We start from the raw sequence: 16,016 nt of genomic DNA on the forward strand, positions 1-16,016 counted from the left end.
ACGAGCCAAGGTCGAACATGTCGCTGAACGCATTCGCGAACGGGTGGCCGAGGAAAGCATTGTCACCATCAGTGTCGGTCATAGTACAGTCAAAAGGGAAATAAACCCGGATGAACTGGTCAAGCAGGCGGATCAGGCGATGTACATATCCAAAACAACAGGTAAAAACAAGGTTACAGCCTATAAGGCAGCGGAAGTGAAAAAAAGCCGGACAGCACAGGCACAATAATTCATATCCGCCATCCGTTATATGTAAATTTAAAATGACGCACAGTGAACTCTAATAAGAGCCTGTGCGTCATTTTATTGTGTATCCTCATTAAGTCTCTGCCGTTGCAGACGTCAGCTCCCGCCCAATCCATGCCAACTCCTCGTGGGTTAGCTCACGATAGCTGCCCAGCGGCAGCTGTTCATCCAGCGATAACGGGCCCATGGCCGTTCTTTTCAGATAGGTCACCTTTTTACCAACTGCCTCGAACATGCGCTTGACCTGATGAAACTTCCCTTCATGGATCACTAGCGAAATATAGGAAATGACTTCTTCATCCGTCTGCTGCGGATATTCATGCCGAAGAATGGTCAATTGAGCGGGAAGCGTAACATAACCGTCATCCAGCTCCACTCCTGCTGCAAATTGCTGAATATCCTCTTCCGTAACATGACCCGATACGGTAGCCTCATACGTTTTAGGGACATGACGTCGTGGAGACAATAGTTCATGCGCCAGCTTGCCGTCGTTGGTCAACAACAATAGCCCTTCTGTATCTTTATCCAGTCGCCCTACGGGAAATGGCTCAAAATGCCGTTCCTCCGCACTCAACAAATCCAGCACCGTTCGTTCGCGCGTATCCTCGGTTGCAGAAATTACACCGGGCGGCTTGTGAAGCATAATATAAATATACTCCCGAAAAACAACACGTTCCCCGTTCACTTCAATCTGATCGTTGTATGGATGACCCTGCAAGCCGCTATCCTTAATGGCTCGACCATTCACCGTAATGATCCCTTGCTTCACCTGTCGCTTGATATCACTGCGTGAACCATATCCCATGTGGGTTAAAATTTTGTCCAAACGTTGTGTTTGCCTGCCCTTTCCACTCATACCGATGTCCACCTCCAACCTGTAGGATATTCATTTTTGAGCATGCCATCCTGCCACTTTCCCCATCCGGCAGTATATCCATCAATACATATGAGAACGTAGCCTTTGGGCTGTGCGTCGTTCTTCAATGTGATTCGCTGAACCGGGATGGATAAGGTCTCACCCTTTAAATAACGAATGGCTTCAGCATCTGAACTAGAGAGGTTTATGCTTCTAACCGCCTCAGACGGCCGCAAAGCTACCGCCAGCGGGTGCGAAGGGACAAATCGACCCTTCTTGTCAGTGCCTATAAACCAGCCCGGACGCACCACTTTAAGGCCGTCCAGACGATGTGAGGACAGCGGCGACTGATAGATGCGATCTCCATAGACAACTGTATAGCCAGCAAACGACACCTCCAGATGCTCTTGTACAAACTGGCGATAGGATTCCATCACATCATGCGATGCACGTGCAGCCGATTTTAAACCCTCTTTGCCGGAACGGGACCTGCTGCCCTCAAACCCGCGCGCAGTCGCTCCTTTTCCTGGCTTCCCATCTTTTTTATTTCGTTTGGACTCGCCAACAGCATGTCTGCTCTGTCCGCTTCGAGTCAGCGGTTCCACGACAGACAAATGCTGTTTCCCACGCGGCCGCTGCGCATCCATGTTTAAAGCCTTTTCAGCCGTACCACCGGATTGGATTGAATCTGCTTTCCCCCAACGATCTTCTGCCGCAACGGCCCGACTGCCCTGATGCTGCAATACAGCGATAAAATGACCTTCGCCCTCTACAAGATGCGGCCATAGACGCGCCGTTCCGCGCAGCTCAGGGTGGGCTGAGGCAACCGCTTCACTCACCCATTCAGGGTGACCTAGTGCAAAGCCTGCACCTGAAGGAACAGGAATAACCTCAAAATCAGGGTGAGCCTCCAGAAACTCCGCGATCATCCCCTCATTTTCCTCGGGTGCAAAGGTACAGGTCGAATAAACGATCCGTCCTCCGTCGCTCAACATCGAAGCCGCTACGCGCAAAATGTCTCGTTGCATGACCAAACACTTTTCCACGGAGTGCGTTTCCCATTGCTTCGCCATGTCCTCATCCTTGCGGAACATGCCTTCTCCCGAGCAAGGTGCATCAATTAAAATCTTGTCAAAAAAATGAGGAAAGGCCTCCGCGATTCGGTCCGGGCTTTCATTCAGTACCACAGCATTACGAACACCGTATAATTCCACATTTTTGGCCAACGCCTTGGTTCGTTCCGCGCTAATATCATTCGTTACCAATACGCCGCTTCCTTGCAGCTTGGCAGCGATTTGAGTCGATTTCCCCCCTGGTGCAGCACACAAGTCCAGTACAGCTTCATCCACAGCTACATCTAGCAGCTCTACCGGAGACATTGCACTGGGTTCCTGCACATAATACAGCCCCGCATGGTAGTAGGAATGTAACCCAGGCTTCGTACCGTGCGGAATGTAAAAGCCTGTACTGCACCACGGAATCGGCCGCAGCTCAAATGGCGAAATCGCCTTAAACGCCTCCACCGGAATTTTTAACGTATTGACGCGTATTCCTGCATGTGGCGTATGATCATAAGCAGCCATAAAAGCTTCAAATTCGTCACCGAGCAGTTGCTCCATGCGCTTCACAAATGCTGTAGGAAGCTGTACACCCATAATCGTAATCATCCTGTCCTGTTAAAATAAAATTTATTGTACCATAATCAACCCGTTATGCCGCAATATCTCTGTGATTTACAAACTTTCACTACAATCTGTAATGTTGTATAATAATGAGATTCTTAGCTACATATTTTGAATTTTGATAGGAGAGATTATATTGAACGCCCAAAAATCCAACAAAAAAAAGCTTATACCTGTCATCGGCTTTTTTGTTGTGCTGGTCATCTTGCTTGGAGTACTGCTCGCTTTAAATTCTGGTACTAAAAACGAGTTATACGGCGTGTCCACAGCGTCTTTGAAGCCAGCCACTCAAGAATTATTGAATGATCCTAATTATCAGCAGATTATTAAACCAGCAGATCTGCAAAGCAAAATTAACAAAAAGGAAAGCTTTTTCGTTTATCATTTCGCATCCGATTGTGTTCATTGCCGCGCCACGACTCCCAAGCTGATGCCTTTGAGCAAGCAGGAGAACATCACAATGCATGAGTTTAACCTGCGTGAGTATGAAGACGGCTGGGACAAGTACAACATTGAATATACCCCTACGCTCGTCTATTACGAAAAAGGCGTGGAAAAGGATCGCATGGTTGGTGGCTTGAAGGAAAGCCCATCTGACAACGGCTATACGCTGGACGATTTTAAAGCCTTTTTTGAGAAATATAAAAAGAACGTAACCTCCTAAAAGATGTTCGCACATTCTGGAACGATAAAACAGCCCGATCCCCTCAAAATGGATCGGGCTGCTTGCTTATTATGCGCGCTTCGAGTTACGTCGCGCCCTTCGTTTCAGGCAAGGCGATGCAGGAATCGCAGACTGCCTGTCTGCGCCTGATTGAGGCTTCCAGCGCCTGCTGACGCTGCTCATGCTTCTCCCCACGCTGAGGTCTTCGTTGCTGCGGGACATTGGCTGGAATGGACGGTGATACATTATTCACGGCCCGGCGCAGCCCGGGGTCGACGATTTCAATTGTCAAATCCCGATAAACCGGCGGCTGGTGCAGAAGTTGTTCCTTACCAGCGGCAACAAACTCGGCAAGCTGGCGGGCACAAGCGCGCGCCTCGTTCACCAGCTTCGCCATATTAATGCCCAGCGCCTGCGGTGGAGTATGCTCCAGTCTATGCACCGCACTATCCAGCATCATATGCCCACCACGATAGTTGCCGTTACGAAAATGAAACAGCCCTACAGCGATTTGCAGCAAACCTTTATATACAGGGTCACGGTCCAGCCTAAGCCACAGCTCTTCCAGTACCTCATGACATTCAAAATAATCCCGATCCCGATTGAAGTATACCAGGTAAGTCACGTACAACGGTTCATAGGAAAGGTTCACCATTTATTGTTCATCCCTGTCTTCTTCCTTGGTGGAGGATTCCAGCATCTCCTTAACTTCATCGTGAAGCTGCTTGATTCCTTCCATATCATGTTGCTCCCACAGCTCATTAAACCTGCGCTGTGCATCAATCGTTTCGCTGATCTTATGGTAAAAATACAAGCGATGCATACCTGTTAGCACTTTGGAAACGATATTCGCTTCATCCTCAAATTTTTTCTGTGCTTCCAATATTTCAAGACGAATGGAAGACATCTCATTATCTAATACAAAGGCTGCCTCAGCGGCCTTTTTCAACCTTGCCCGCATTTCACCCGGCAAGCTTTCACGATACTTATAACTGAGCGAATGCTCGATGGTGGCCCAGAAATTCATAGCCAAGGTACGGATCTGAATTTCCGCCAGCACAATTTTTAATCCCAGCGCCGTCTGCACAGGATATTCCACAATCATATGAAAGCTGCGATAACCGCTATCTTTATAGTTGGTGATATAGTCCTTTTCATACAGTACGGTCAAATCCTTGCGTCTTCGAATGTACTCGGCTACCCGCCGAATATCCTCAACGAATTGACACATAATACGGATGCCTGCAATGTCCTCAATTCCCGTCTCTAGCTGATCAGGAGAAACCTGCAATCTTTTCGCTTTATCGAGGATGCTTGATATTTTTTTAACACGTCCGGTTACGAATTCGATAGGAGCGTATTCCTCGCGCTTCTTCAGCTCCGCACGCATTGTTTTGAACTTGACCTTAAGCTCCTCCACCGCCTGATCGTATGGCAGCAAAAATGTTCCCCAGTCTCTTCCGTCCATCCCCGTACCTCCTGTCTCTTCCGACACCACATTTTTTATCTGTGATCTGCACCAACAGCCTCGGTAATGTGTCTAAAGCCGTCCTTTCGAAGCAGCTCACGCAGACCGGCGTGCAAAGCCCGATTCACTTCCGGTCCCTCGTAGATCAATGCTGTATAAATTTCAATCAGGCTCGCGCCTGCTTTAATTTTGTCATAGGCATCACGGCTGGTGAAAATGCCTCCCGATCCGATGATAGGCAGCTTCCCCTCCGTCTGACGGTATACCCGCCCAATGACCTCTGTAGAACGATCACGCAGCGGCTTGCCGCTCAAGCCTCCCGTTTCACTCGCATTTCGATGTGTCAGGCCAGCCCTGGATATCGTTGTATTTGTCGCAATAATACCGTCCACTCCACTGGCAGCGATCGCATCCGTCATATATTCCAGTTCCTCATCCGATACGTCCGGGGCAATTTTAACCAGCACAGATTTGGATTCGCCATACTTGGCTGCCTGCACACCCATCTCTGCCCGAACCGCTTCAAGTAATGACTTCAGTTCACTGCCATGCTGGAGCTTTCGCAAATCCGGTGTATTCGGCGAGCTAATATTCACCACAAAGAAGTCCGCGTACGGATATAGCGCGGAAATACACTTTTCATAATCCTTATGTGCATCCTCATTGGGCGTGATTTTGTTTTTGCCAATATTAACAGCAACCGGAACAGGCCGATGTTTGAGTGCAGCCAATCGTTCAGCCATACTCTCCGCACCCAGATTGTTAAAGCCCATCCGATTGACTAATGCCTCATCGGGAGGCAAGCGGAACAAGCGGGGCCGATCATTGCCGGGCTGTCCGACAGGTGTCACCGTGCCTACTTCCATAAAACCAAACCCGATGGAGGAAAAGCCGGCAACCGCTTCCGCATTTTTATCCAACCCCGCAGCCAGTCCAATCGGGTTGGGAAAATGAAGTCCGAACAGATCAACGGCAAGATCCTCCGTTTCCTTGACTCCGTACATCCCCCGCAGCGTTGCTGCTCCACCTGGAAGCGCCCCCGCATACTTTAAGCCATCAATGACTACATGATGGGCCGTCTCCGGACTCATTTTGAAAAAAACAGGTTTTACAATTCTTCGATACAACACGTTCTCATCCACTCCGTTCTATGCCCTTGCACAATCCTAAAAAACATCTCTACAAAATAGTTTAGCTTTTTCCATACCAAAAAGAAAGTAATTTGCGAGGTGCGACAACAGAACAATTCAGTTGTCATGGAGATGTCATTGAAAATGTATAATCAAACCATTTACAATGGACATAGTAAGACAGGTTCCTTAGCCCGTCAGAAAAGAGGGATTGCTGATATGAAGACCAAGCGCAAGCCGCCCAGTCTGCAAAAGAAAAAGGACGAGGTGAACAAGAAGGCGATTGTATGGACCGCCGTCAGCTTTGTTCTCCTCATCGTTGTGATTGTTCTGGTCATTGTTTTAGCACAAGCGGGAAATCGTTAAACAACAAGCAGCTTATGCAGCGAAAAGGTTAATTTAGCCAGTGATAGGTTTTGCGGGGATTCGTCTGATCGTGCTTCGGCTCACTCATAAATCGCGAACCAGGCACAAGTACTTGTTCAGGCAATCCCCCAGTACCAATAACCACCTCCGTACCTGAAGGCACGAGAGCAAACAATTCCTCCACATCCGTCTTGCCCATGCGGACGCAGCCCAGCGATTCATTTTTCCCAATGCTGTCTGGCTTGTTCGTACCATGGATGGCATAATTCGTTGCAGACAGCTGCATTCCACGGCTACCAAACTCACCATTGGATTTGCCGTTCGGATTGACGACTTTATCGCTAATTACAAATTTCCCTTCCGGCGTCTTTTCTCCACCCAATCCAACAGGATAATTTCGGATTAGCACATTGCCACTCAACAATCCGAGCCTGTGCTTGGATTTGTCTACCACAATCCGCAACGGCTGCCCCAGAAAAGGCCATCCATGCAGTGACGATGCCAGTAAAGGACTGCTTTCAGCCGACGAGCCAGCCTGTTGATCTGCTCCCTGTCCCGGTGAAGCAAGTAAACTGCGCATCGGTATAAAAGCTTTCTTCATCCCCTCTGTCGTACCATACATCGTGTTATCGGGAAAGTTGCGGGTCAGCTCATCAAGACTCTGGGGAAGACGTTGATGCTGCGAACGAAAAGCAAGCATGGAGCTATTCAGCACAGCCAGCTCCTCCTGACCGGCTGCCCATTCCAGACCTGCTTGGCGAAGACTCTCCCTGTCGGGCGGCTTGCAAGCACACGCAGCGGCATCGTAAGACTGAACAGCTAATCCACCATTCCCTTGGTTTTGCACACTCAGTAATGGCTGCATTCCATTCCTCCAAAGTAGCCATGAGCCGCTCTGCTCCATGCCCAGCACGGTGGTTTTGGGGGGCAAACGATCCGTCTTTGTTAGCATATCAGCAAGCGTCGTCTCAGCTCCGCTTCCTTTTCGACCTTGGGCCGTAAACACACCGCCAACATTAGTCCCACCGATCTTAGCTGTCCCTGTTGGATCAACAATCGGTACTTCCGCAGTTTTCACATTATCGGCGGCTGCACGCTCGGTTACGGGTGATACGGCTGCATTCTCATTTGAACGCTTCGGTGAATTGGCTGAAGGCACCCATATGAGCAAGAGGACCATGAGCGCAGTTAGCAGATGGCGTGCTCGGGCTGTTCGCCGCTCCTTCTCCTTCGACATCTGAACGAGTTTATCCTGATATTCCATCCATACGTCTGCCGGAATCTGTTTATGCTCGAAGGCCTCGAACACTTCTCCCGCGCGATTAAAGCAATAATTTGCTTTGCCCTCCTGACCGCTGCTCTCATACTCTTTACCGAGTAGATACCAAGCCATTTTATTATCAGGATGCTTTTTTACATACGATTTAAGATGAGGCGAATGGTCCATCGGATCCTCCTGATCGTGTAATCTTGCGTACTTCCTAATATGTATATCGGTCGGAATGGACCAGATGGACAGCACATAAAAAAAACAGCACCGACAGCTTCCTTAACCGTAATACGGTGAAGGAAGCTGTCGGTGCTGTCACCATCCAAGAAGCCTACACTTAACCTTCTTTGTTGAAGGGCTCGTCTGCTACTTTGATGGAATCTGTAGGGCAACCATCACAAGCATCCTGCATATCATCATACAGGTCTTCTGAGATCGCCTTGATGCCTTGGTTTGCATCTCCCTCAAAGATAACTTCAGCCAAACCTTCATCATCATAATCATAAATGTCTGGTGCTGTGGCGCCACAGGCTCCGCAAGCAATGCATGTATCTTTTTCTACCCAAGTGTATTTAGCCATAACTGTTCTCTTCCTCCTATACAATCAAACAAACCAGCTTTTGCATTCTATTCACATATTAATACAAACGAAAAATTATTACAAATTATTTTCCTTTATCCCTCATGTAAAAAACGCTTATATTGCAAGCTTCCGCTGCTTTACATAAATGAAGCGGAAATTCACTCAGGAGTCGGAAGATTGTCTTTTTGCAGCGAAGTTCCGCGCAGCTTGGAATTGCGAAGCAGCACTGAAGGATCATCTCCCAGCATCCCGGCGGTCAAAATTGCATTTTCACCAAATTTGTCGCGCAGCGCATCCATCGTTTTCAATAGACTTTCTTTCTTGGGCTGGTCCTGATATTCAAAAAGATCCAGCTGAACAGCCGCTTCCTCCTTCGGAATGAGCTGCTGTAGTGTAATCCCCAGTAAGCGCACAGGCTTGTCCTCTCCCCAATGACGACGATACAGCGCACAAGCTTCCTTATATATGTCTTCAGCACTTTCCGTAGGAGTACTTCTCATCTGAGAACGCGTAAAGGTCTTCATATCTGGCGTCCGAATCGTGAGTTGAATACCTCCTGCCAGCATACCGTGTCGTCGTAGCCTCCGGGCTACCTGGTCGCTAATGTTAAGAAGTACCCGCTGAGCCTCTTCCAGCTTCATCACATCCATAGGCAGGGTCGTCGTATGACCGATGGATTTGTTAGGCTCACGTTCAGTGCTGACTGGAGAATGATTAATCCCGTTAGCCGCCAATTTGAGCCACGATCCTGTCACGCCAAATGCACCAATTAGCATATGTTCATCCGCCTTAGCCAATTGCCCGATGGTGCGAATGTTCATTTGCAAAAGCTTGTCTGCCGTTTTGCGACCCACACCAAACAATTGACTGCAAGGAAGCTTCCATAAAATGCTGGGCACATCACGCAGACGTAAAACGGATATCCCACGTGGCTTTTTTAGATCAGAAGCCATTTTCGCCAACAGCTTGTTGGGTGCTATTCCGATCGAGCAGGGCAAGCCAAGCTCATCCTCTACTCTGCGCTGAATTTCCCCTGCAATTTCCAGAGGTGTTCCAAACTGCTTGGAACCAGTAATGTCCAGATAACATTCATCAATTGAAGTGGCTTCCAGCATAGGGGTATACGAATAGGCAATGCTCATAAATGCTTTGGAATAACGACGGTACAAGTGAAAATCAGGCTGTATTACGATAAGCTGCGGACAAATCCGGCGTGCCTGCTGAACGACCATCCCTGTTGAAATGCCCAAACGTCGAGCTTCGTAGGAGCAGGTTACAATTACACCTTTGCGCAGCTCACTACTGCCAGCTACGGCGGTAGGCACTCCCTTATATTTCTCCGGTTCCTCCGCTGCATGAACGGAACAATAAAATGCATTCATATCCACATGCAAAATAACTCGCCCACCGACCGGATAATAAGCACTGACATCTTTCATGCTCAACCCTTCTTTTAACTTTAAATTCACCCGCTCTTACGGGAATATGTCTCTTGGCTTAAGTTTAGATCTGAATTCTCCTTCTATTTTACATGAGATTTTACATGAGAATAAAGGTTTTGCGGCCACAAAATGATAATTATATATTACATTTGAAGTCATTAGTTGATATAATCGAGTATCATATGAGCAAGGCGAGCTGACGCTTTCCTGTTTTTAAGCGTTAATTAGTTAAATAAATCTGCTAAAAAAGCAAAGTACATTAATCTGAGCAATCGCGAAGGAGGAGTCCCTCATGTCCACCGCTATTTCTATCTTTGATACAACGCTGCGAGACGGTACTCAAGGAGAAGGAATTAGCTTGTCTGCTGACGACAAACTGAAAATCGCCAAAAAACTTGATGATCTCGGTGTTCATTATATTGAAGGCGGGATTCCCGGGAGCAACAGCAAGGATATCGAATTTTTCAAACGGGTGCAAGAGCTAGGACTTCAAGCCAAAATTGTCGCCTTCGGCAGCACGCGTCGCAAGAATAGTATTGCAGCAGAGGATGTCAATCTGCAGCGAATTCTGGAATCCGGCGCCCAGGCGGCCACACTGGTAGGTAAATCATGGGATTTTCATGTGCACACCGCTTTACAGACGACACTGGAGGAAAATCTGTCCATGATTTATGATTCCATTGCCTTTTTGAAACAAGGAGGCATGGAGGTGATTTTTGATGCCGAGCATTTTTTTGACGGCTACAAAAACAACCCAGAATACGCACTCGCCGTTTTGAAAAAAGCAGAAGAAGCAGGCGCGGACTGGCTTGTAATGTGCGATACAAACGGTGGCACCATGCCGCATGAGATAAAGGAAATTGTCACTACCCTGCATAGTCAATTGTCAAGATCACAATTAGGTATTCATACACACAATGACTGTGAATTGGCAGTAGCTAACACGCTGAGCGCGGTTCAAGCAGGCGCAAGGCAGGTTCAAGGTACTATTAACGGATACGGCGAACGATGTGGTAACGCTAATCTATGCTCTGTCATTCCAAATTTGCAACTCAAATTTGGCTATGATTGTCTGGGTGATGACAAGCTGAAACAACTCAGCAATACAGCCCGCTTTGTTAGCGAGGTGGCTAACGTCAATATGCCTGTGAACCAGCCTTATGTCGGTAATGCAGCTTTTGCCCATAAGGGCGGCATCCATGTGTCAGCAATTTTGCGCGATTCGCGAACTTACGAGCACATTTCCCCTGAGTTGGTAGGTAACAAACAGCGAGTACTGGTCTCTGAACTGGCTGGACAAAGCAACGTTGTTTCCAAGGCGCAGGAGCTGGGCATCACCCTTGATCCTTCCAGTGATGAAGCGCGTGGCGTCATTAGCCGCATCAAGGAGCTGGAGCATCAGGGCTATCAGTTTGAAGGAGCAGATGCTTCGCTGGAATTGCTCATTCGGGAAGCAGGCGGCGAAGTGAAGGAAATGTTTTCATTCGAGTCCTTCAAGGTGCTCGTAGAAAAAACAGCAGGCAAACCGGTCGTATCCGAGGCGTTCTTGAAGCTAAATGTCGCTGGGACGAGTGTTTATACCGCTGCTGAAGGAAATGGTCCTGTCAATGCACTCGATAACGCACTACGCAAGGCCCTTTCCCAATATTTCCCTGCGCTACGGGACATGCACCTGGCTGATTACAAGGTACGTGTGCTTGACGAAAAAGATGCCACCGCCGCCAAAGTACGAGTGCTCATAGAATCCAAAAATTACGAAGACGTCTGGAGTAACGTAGGCGTATCCGAAAATGTCATTGAAGCCAGTTGGGAAGCTCTCCTGGACAGCTTCCGTTATGCGTTGCTGGAAGCGCCGACTCCCAAAAATGAGCAGGCAGATCTTACTCATCAGGGGTTAGTTAACCACTAATCAGATAATGGAGTGATCAAAGGTGTCTTTAGGGTCTATCAGAACCTCAAAGACACCTTCTTTTTTTGAAGCATCTGTATTTTACGTTTCAATTCCTGCTCACTTAACATGCCGATTATAATTTCGTGCACCAGTCCATGATGATCAACCAATACATGAGTCGGAAAAGCTGCTCCTCCAAACCGTTCAAACAATGTCCCTTGCTCATCAAGCAAAATCGGAAATTGCAGACCCAAAGAGCGGGAAAATTTCCGCACATCCTCCAATCGATCATAACGAGTTACATTGATCCCATACACATCTACATCATGTTTGTACTGGCGATACAGCTCATTCAGCATAGGCGCTTCCAAACGGCACGGATCGCACCATGAAGCCCAGAAACTAATAACCAGTGGTTTGTTGCGTGGAGCCGCTACATCGTAGGAATTGCCTTTTAAATCCTTTAAAATCATGGAAGGAAGCCGTTGACCGGGTTTCAGCTTTTTTATCACTTCTATTGCATCTGAATCAGCCTCTACAGCTAGCTCTATCCCAAGCCCCTCCTCATCTTTATGCTCCTCCTGTGAAAGTACATTTTTATTGGGCAAGCTTGTTGCATAAGCCGTATTTGCAATAACTAACCCTGAAGCCGCTCCCGCAACCAGCATAGCCATCCCTAATCGAATAAAACCAACTCTTATCACAATCCAATCACCTGGCTTTCGTTGGGCTCACCTTAAACTTCTCCATAGGATACCCAGCCTGCTGCCACCTCTAACCCTGTGATCTGTATATATTGTCAAAAGAAAATAAGTATTAGACCGAAAAATTAATACCACCGCAATTTCCAGGAACTTCAATTCATCATTACAGCTATAAGTTGAGTTGCCCTTATTTTATATAGCATTTCTTCGCACATATATGCACAAAAAAACAGCAAACCTACGAATGATCGCGGGCTTACTGTTTTTTTGTGTAATTTGAGTGCTCACGCTGTATACGAAATCAGGCATGACTTAAATGTGCATAAACATCTGCCAAATTAGTCACGTTACGGTTAAGCATTTCCTGAACATACGCCACCCACAGCTTAGCTGTCATTTTTGCATCCTCTAGCGCATGATGCCGCCCCTCAATCGGAATGCTTTGGTAGGTCAGCAATTCATCCAAGCTGTACGTTTGGTGTTGTTGTGGCTCAAGCCACTTGGCCAGCATCATCGTATCCAGCACACGGTGAGTCAGCTGAACTTTAGATGTTTTCCATAAGGCGGCATTCAAAAAAGCCTTGTCATGTGCACTGGCATGCGCTACAAGTACACGCCCACCTACAAAGGACATAAAGTCATGCAGCCCATTCATAAGCGGGGGAGCCTCATCCGTCATTTCCCGGGTAATCCCGGTTAACTCCGTAATATGCTCAGGAATCATTGTACGTGGATTGACAAGCGTGTAAAACTGCTCTTTTTCCATAATCGTATCTCCAACTACACGAATCGCCCCGAACGATAAAATCTCATCACCATGCTGCGCAGAAAATCCCGTCGTCTCCAGATCAAAAACAACTGTCTCCAAACGCTCCAGCGGGGTCCGCAATACTTCAGAGCGACGTTGCTCCCGGGTTAAGGAACGAATAAACGCCATCTGCTGAGCCGTAGGAGCCCCCATGACAGAAGCGATGGCAGACGGTACTCCTCCTCTGCGAAGAGCGCTCCAAAAGCCGCCTCCCTGCGCTGGCTCCTTCATGACCTTCTCCCTTCCATAAATCGCAGCTGTCTTTGCAACGCACGATGGAACCGTCGAACCGTCGACAGAGCCTCGCGCAGCTCATGCCAGCCCTTGCCTTGCTTCAGCGGCTTGACGGCCAGATAGCCGTTGCTGATCAGCAATCCATCCTTCTCCTGCGCCGGAGTAGCCGTTCGAAGCTGAAGCGCAATCCGAAAGGCCCGCTCGCAAGCATCCAGCAAAGGAAGCGGTGCAGCCTCCAATTGCGCCAGACGCCTCAGTCTTTTCAGCGTAGAGGTTTCCTCCACTCCGTGCTGCAACGCCAGAAAGCGCACTGCATTGACGAGCGGAATATACAACCCGTATTTCACATCAAAATCGCCCGCATGCTCTCCGAAGCGTTCGGTGACGATCTGACCTAAAATATTAAGTGTCGCTTTATGCCTGACTGTGTTCCTGAGTACCGCTGAAGGCAAATCGGGATGTTTTCGGAACAGCTTATAGAAGCTTCGTTTCCATTCGCATGACAATTGCTCATCTCCAGCAATATACCTCATATCAGATGAGATGATCAGATAACGAATCGGCTCCCAGGCGAAATCATCCGACCATGTTGCGAGCTGCTCCTGCCATTCAGACAATGTGCGACACCACAACGGCTCCGAACACATCACTTTCCCCTCACATTTGGGATAGCCCAAATACTCCAGCATCGCAGAGACTCTGCGACCAAATTCTCTAAAATACACTTCTTTATCAGCAGATACAGTATCACTGATAATCATACCGTTATCCTGGTCACTCCATAGCGTTGATTCCGAGCGCCCCATGCTTCCAAAGGCTATAAATGCGTAAGGGACGGGAGGAGGGCCGAAGCCATCCTCAACCATCCCTTTTTCGCACATTTGTACAGCTCTGGCCGCGATGCGGTCATGCATTTCATTCGCCGTTTGTAACCAGTCTGATAACGGAGCGGAGGCTTGGGAAGCCAGTAGCCATTTTTGAGAATCGACCCTGGCCTGCCTTAGCGATTCAGGCGTGTCAGCTTGATCAATCGCTTCAGCGGAACTCACCCAAGGGGCCGTATTTTGCAGTTCCATACTACCATCTCCTCCGCTCTCCATACTGGCTCTTTATATTTTACATATTAGCTCACAATTCCAGAACGCTTTTCAGCCTCGGCAACCAACTTCATTTGTTCTGGATAGCCGTACGTACCGTGTTCACTAATATCCAGCCCCATCGTTTCTTCCTCTTCTGTAACGCGAATGCCCATAATGGCTTTCATTGCCCCCAGAATAATGAAGGAAATGACGAACACGAAGGCAAAAGTACCAACCAGTCCAAGCAGCTGTACTCCTAATTGCGTAAATCCGCCGCCATAGAACAATCCCGCTTGACCTACACCTGTTACTTTTACAAGCTCGGGCGTAGCGAACAACCCTGTCGATACTGCACCCCACATCCCTGCAATACCATGCACGGAAAAAGCATATACCGGATCATCTACTCTTGCACGCTCAAACCATTGTGCTGTGAAGAAGGTCACAATCCCTGCTACTGCACCGATGACCAGAGCTGCCCAAGGAGCTACAAAAGCACAAGAACCAGTAATAGCAACCAAAGCCGCCAGCACACCATTCAGCATCGAAGGAATATCAGCTTTTCCGTATACCATCCAGGATACGAGCAAAGCGAAAACCCCGCCTGCCGCCGCCGCAATATTTGTAGTCAATGCCACATATCCAAAAAATCCGTCGTTCATAGCCGATACCGCACTACCCGGGTTAAATCCAAACCAGCCAAACCAGAGAATAATTACACCCAAAATAGAGTACACCTGATTGTGACCAGGAATAATGTTCGGCTTGCCATCCTTATTAAACTTGCCCAGACGCGGCTTGAGCAGCAGCGTAGCGACGAGTGCCGCCGTAGCGCCTGTCAGATGGACTACCGTTGAACCGGCATAATCCTGCATACCCAGTTTGCCAAGCCAGCCACCGCCCCATACCCAGTGAGCTACAACCGGATAGATCACGATGGAGAACAAAATACCGAAAATAATGTATACACTTAATTTTGCACGCTCTGCCATCCCTCCACAAGCGATGGAAAGAGATACCGCAGCAAAAGCAAAGTGGAACAAAAACATAATGGTAATCGGAACGTCCAGAGCGGAAAGAGAATCAAACGATGCAGCAGCATCGGTACCACTCATGAAGAAACCCGTCAGTCCCATAAATCCGTTGCCGCCATCGTTACCAAAGCCGAGACCAAATCCAAGAGCCCAGAAGGACAAAGCCGCAACCCCTGTGGTAAGGATCGTTTTACCAGCGACATGACCCGCATTCTTCATTCGTGTCGAGCCAGCCTCCAGCAACGCAAATCCCGCCTGCATGAAGAACACAAGTATAAATGCCAAGAAGGTAAATGCCGTGTTTAAACCTGCTTGGAGCTGAATATTTGTCGGACCGTCAGCAGCGAATGCACCTACCGGAAAAGCCAGTACTGTCACCATGGCCAATAATGCAACTAACCACTTTTTTCTCATGAAGCCCACTCCCTTGAATGTTATGTTTCTTTACATTTCGTGAAATTCTTATTGTCATTATAAGCAGAATACATGAAAGTTGACAAGATTTTTTTTGTTATGTTGAAAAAATGAAGGGGCGAACCTCCTATGTCATATTTACTAA

General features: G+C 48.0%; 16 protein-coding genes. 4 read left to right on the forward strand and 12 right to left on the reverse strand.

The features are described 5' to 3' along the window. Positions 1 to 229, forward strand: a 229-nt coding sequence (locus tag L693_RS27560; protein WP_155983745.1) for a GGDEF domain-containing protein, incomplete at its 5' end; no start/stop codon positions are given. Positions 230 to 319: 90 nt separating this feature from the next. On the opposite strand, the gene L693_RS0101810 is transcribed toward L693_RS27560, so the two are convergent. Then, positions 320 to 1,102 (reverse strand): pseudouridine synthase, encoded by a 783-nt coding sequence (locus L693_RS0101810; protein ID WP_025715799.1) that lies wholly within the window; start codon positions 1,100 to 1,102, stop codon positions 320 to 322. Further along, positions 1,099 to 2,757: an RsmB/NOP family class I SAM-dependent RNA methyltransferase gene (locus tag L693_RS0101815; protein ID WP_025715800.1), complete on the reverse strand. Its 1,659-nt coding sequence runs from the start codon at positions 2,755 to 2,757 to the stop codon at positions 1,099 to 1,101. Before L693_RS0101815 ends, L693_RS0101810 begins: the two co-directional genes overlap by 4 nt. A gap of 163 nt (positions 2,758 to 2,920) precedes the next feature. Here L693_RS0101815 and L693_RS0101820 point away from each other — a divergent pair, with 163 nt between their 5' ends. Next, a complete protein-coding gene (locus L693_RS0101820) occupies positions 2,921 to 3,448 on the forward strand; it encodes a thioredoxin family protein (RefSeq protein ID WP_025715801.1) in 528 nt (175 codons plus the stop codon). 85 nt (positions 3,449 to 3,533) lie between these two features. Here L693_RS0101820 and L693_RS0101825 read toward each other — a convergent pair whose 3' ends face one another. From L693_RS0101825 to L693_RS0101835, 3 genes are read right to left on the reverse strand one after another with little or no spacing between them, the layout of a single operon-like run. Further along, on the reverse strand, positions 3,534 to 4,103 hold the full coding sequence (locus L693_RS0101825; RefSeq protein ID WP_025715802.1) for a DUF309 domain-containing protein: 570 nt from the start codon (positions 4,101 to 4,103) through the stop codon (positions 3,534 to 3,536). Continuing rightward, positions 4,104 to 4,916 carry a GTP pyrophosphokinase gene (locus tag L693_RS0101830; RefSeq protein ID WP_025715803.1) on the reverse strand — a complete coding sequence of 271 codons (813 nt, stop codon included), beginning with the start codon at positions 4,914 to 4,916 and terminating at the stop codon, positions 4,104 to 4,106. A gap of 35 nt (positions 4,917 to 4,951) precedes the next feature. Then, entirely contained in the window at positions 4,952 to 6,046 is a 1,095-nt protein-coding gene (locus tag L693_RS0101835) for a quinone-dependent dihydroorotate dehydrogenase (RefSeq protein WP_025715804.1), read from the reverse strand. Between the two features lie 144 nt (positions 6,047 to 6,190). Between L693_RS0101835 and L693_RS27565 the strand changes: the two genes are divergently transcribed. Further along, a complete protein-coding gene (locus L693_RS27565; RefSeq protein ID WP_049825023.1) occupies positions 6,191 to 6,412 on the forward strand; it encodes a hypothetical protein in 222 nt (73 codons plus the stop codon). A 28-nt stretch (positions 6,413 to 6,440) separates the two neighbouring features. On the opposite strand, the gene L693_RS0101845 is transcribed toward L693_RS27565, so the two are convergent. From L693_RS0101845 to L693_RS0101855, 3 genes are all read right to left on the reverse strand, one after another. Then, positions 6,441 to 7,859, reverse strand: a complete 1,419-nt coding sequence (locus L693_RS0101845) for a L,D-transpeptidase (protein WP_025715805.1) — start codon at positions 7,857 to 7,859, stop codon at positions 6,441 to 6,443. Between the two features lie 160 nt (positions 7,860 to 8,019). Then, entirely contained in the window at positions 8,020 to 8,262 is a 243-nt protein-coding gene (locus tag L693_RS0101850) for a ferredoxin (protein WP_007429833.1), read from the reverse strand. 161 nt (positions 8,263 to 8,423) lie between these two features. Further along, positions 8,424 to 9,704, reverse strand: a complete 1,281-nt coding sequence (locus tag L693_RS0101855; protein WP_025715806.1) for a DNA polymerase IV — start codon at positions 9,702 to 9,704, stop codon at positions 8,424 to 8,426. 295 nt (positions 9,705 to 9,999) lie between these two features. Between L693_RS0101855 and cimA the strand changes: the two genes are divergently transcribed. Next, positions 10,000 to 11,616: a citramalate synthase gene (gene cimA / locus L693_RS0101860; RefSeq protein WP_025715807.1), complete on the forward strand. Its 1,617-nt coding sequence runs from the start codon at positions 10,000 to 10,002 to the stop codon at positions 11,614 to 11,616. A 38-nt stretch (positions 11,617 to 11,654) separates the two neighbouring features. Here the strand turns inward: cimA and L693_RS0101865 are convergent, their stop codons facing one another. The 4 genes from L693_RS0101865 to L693_RS0101880 all read right to left on the reverse strand — a co-directional run bounded on the left by L693_RS0101865 (position 11,655) and on the right by L693_RS0101880 (position 15,871). Further along, positions 11,655 to 12,302: a TlpA family protein disulfide reductase gene (locus L693_RS0101865; protein WP_025715808.1), complete on the reverse strand. Its 648-nt coding sequence runs from the start codon at positions 12,300 to 12,302 to the stop codon at positions 11,655 to 11,657. 301 nt (positions 12,303 to 12,603) lie between these two features. Beyond that, entirely contained in the window at positions 12,604 to 13,341 is a 738-nt protein-coding gene (locus tag L693_RS0101870) for an exonuclease domain-containing protein (protein WP_025715809.1), read from the reverse strand. Continuing rightward, entirely contained in the window at positions 13,338 to 14,420 is a 1,083-nt protein-coding gene (locus tag L693_RS0101875; protein ID WP_025715810.1) for a DUF294 nucleotidyltransferase-like domain-containing protein, read from the reverse strand. The genes L693_RS0101870 and L693_RS0101875 overlap by 4 nt, the downstream gene beginning before the upstream one ends. 47 nt (positions 14,421 to 14,467) lie before the next feature. Next, a complete protein-coding gene (locus L693_RS0101880) occupies positions 14,468 to 15,871 on the reverse strand; it encodes an ammonium transporter (protein ID WP_025715811.1) in 1,404 nt (467 codons plus the stop codon). Positions 15,872 to 16,016 lie beyond the last annotated feature (145 nt).

It is taken from the genome of Paenibacillus sp. 1-18, from assembly GCF_000520755.1.
In the GTDB taxonomy this organism is placed as follows: domain Bacteria; phylum Bacillota; class Bacilli; order Paenibacillales; family Paenibacillaceae; genus Paenibacillus; species Paenibacillus brasilensis.

Bases quoted from the DNA above. Each gene is read 5' to 3' on its own strand.
- L693_RS0101880 (WP_025715811.1), bottom strand. From the start codon at position 15,871: ATGAGAAAAAAGTGGTTAGTTGCATTATTGGCCATGGTGACAGTACTG.
- L693_RS0101870 (WP_025715809.1), bottom strand. From the start codon at position 13,341: ATGAAGGAGCCAGCGCAGGGAGGCGGCTTTTGGAGCGCTCTTCGCAGA.
- L693_RS0101850 (WP_007429833.1), bottom strand. From the start codon at position 8,262: ATGGCTAAATACACTTGGGTAGAAAAAGATACATGCATTGCTTGCGGA.
- L693_RS0101855 (WP_025715806.1), bottom strand. From the start codon at position 9,704: ATGAAAGATGTCAGTGCTTATTATCCGGTCGGTGGGCGAGTTATTTTG.
- L693_RS0101830 (WP_025715803.1), bottom strand. From the start codon at position 4,916: ATGGACGGAAGAGACTGGGGAACATTTTTGCTGCCATACGATCAGGCG.
- L693_RS0101810 (WP_025715799.1), bottom strand. From the start codon at position 1,102: ATGAGTGGAAAGGGCAGGCAAACACAACGTTTGGACAAAATTTTAACC.
- L693_RS27565 (WP_049825023.1), top strand. From the start codon at position 6,191: ATGTATAATCAAACCATTTACAATGGACATAGTAAGACAGGTTCCTTA.
- cimA (WP_025715807.1), top strand. From the start codon at position 10,000: ATGTCCACCGCTATTTCTATCTTTGATACAACGCTGCGAGACGGTACT.
- L693_RS0101815 (WP_025715800.1), bottom strand. From the start codon at position 2,757: ATGGGTGTACAGCTTCCTACAGCATTTGTGAAGCGCATGGAGCAACTG.
- L693_RS0101825 (WP_025715802.1), bottom strand. From the start codon at position 4,103: ATGGTGAACCTTTCCTATGAACCGTTGTACGTGACTTACCTGGTATAC.
- L693_RS0101875 (WP_025715810.1), bottom strand. From the start codon at position 14,420: ATGGAACTGCAAAATACGGCCCCTTGGGTGAGTTCCGCTGAAGCGATT.
- L693_RS0101845 (WP_025715805.1), bottom strand. From the start codon at position 7,859: ATGGACCATTCGCCTCATCTTAAATCGTATGTAAAAAAGCATCCTGAT.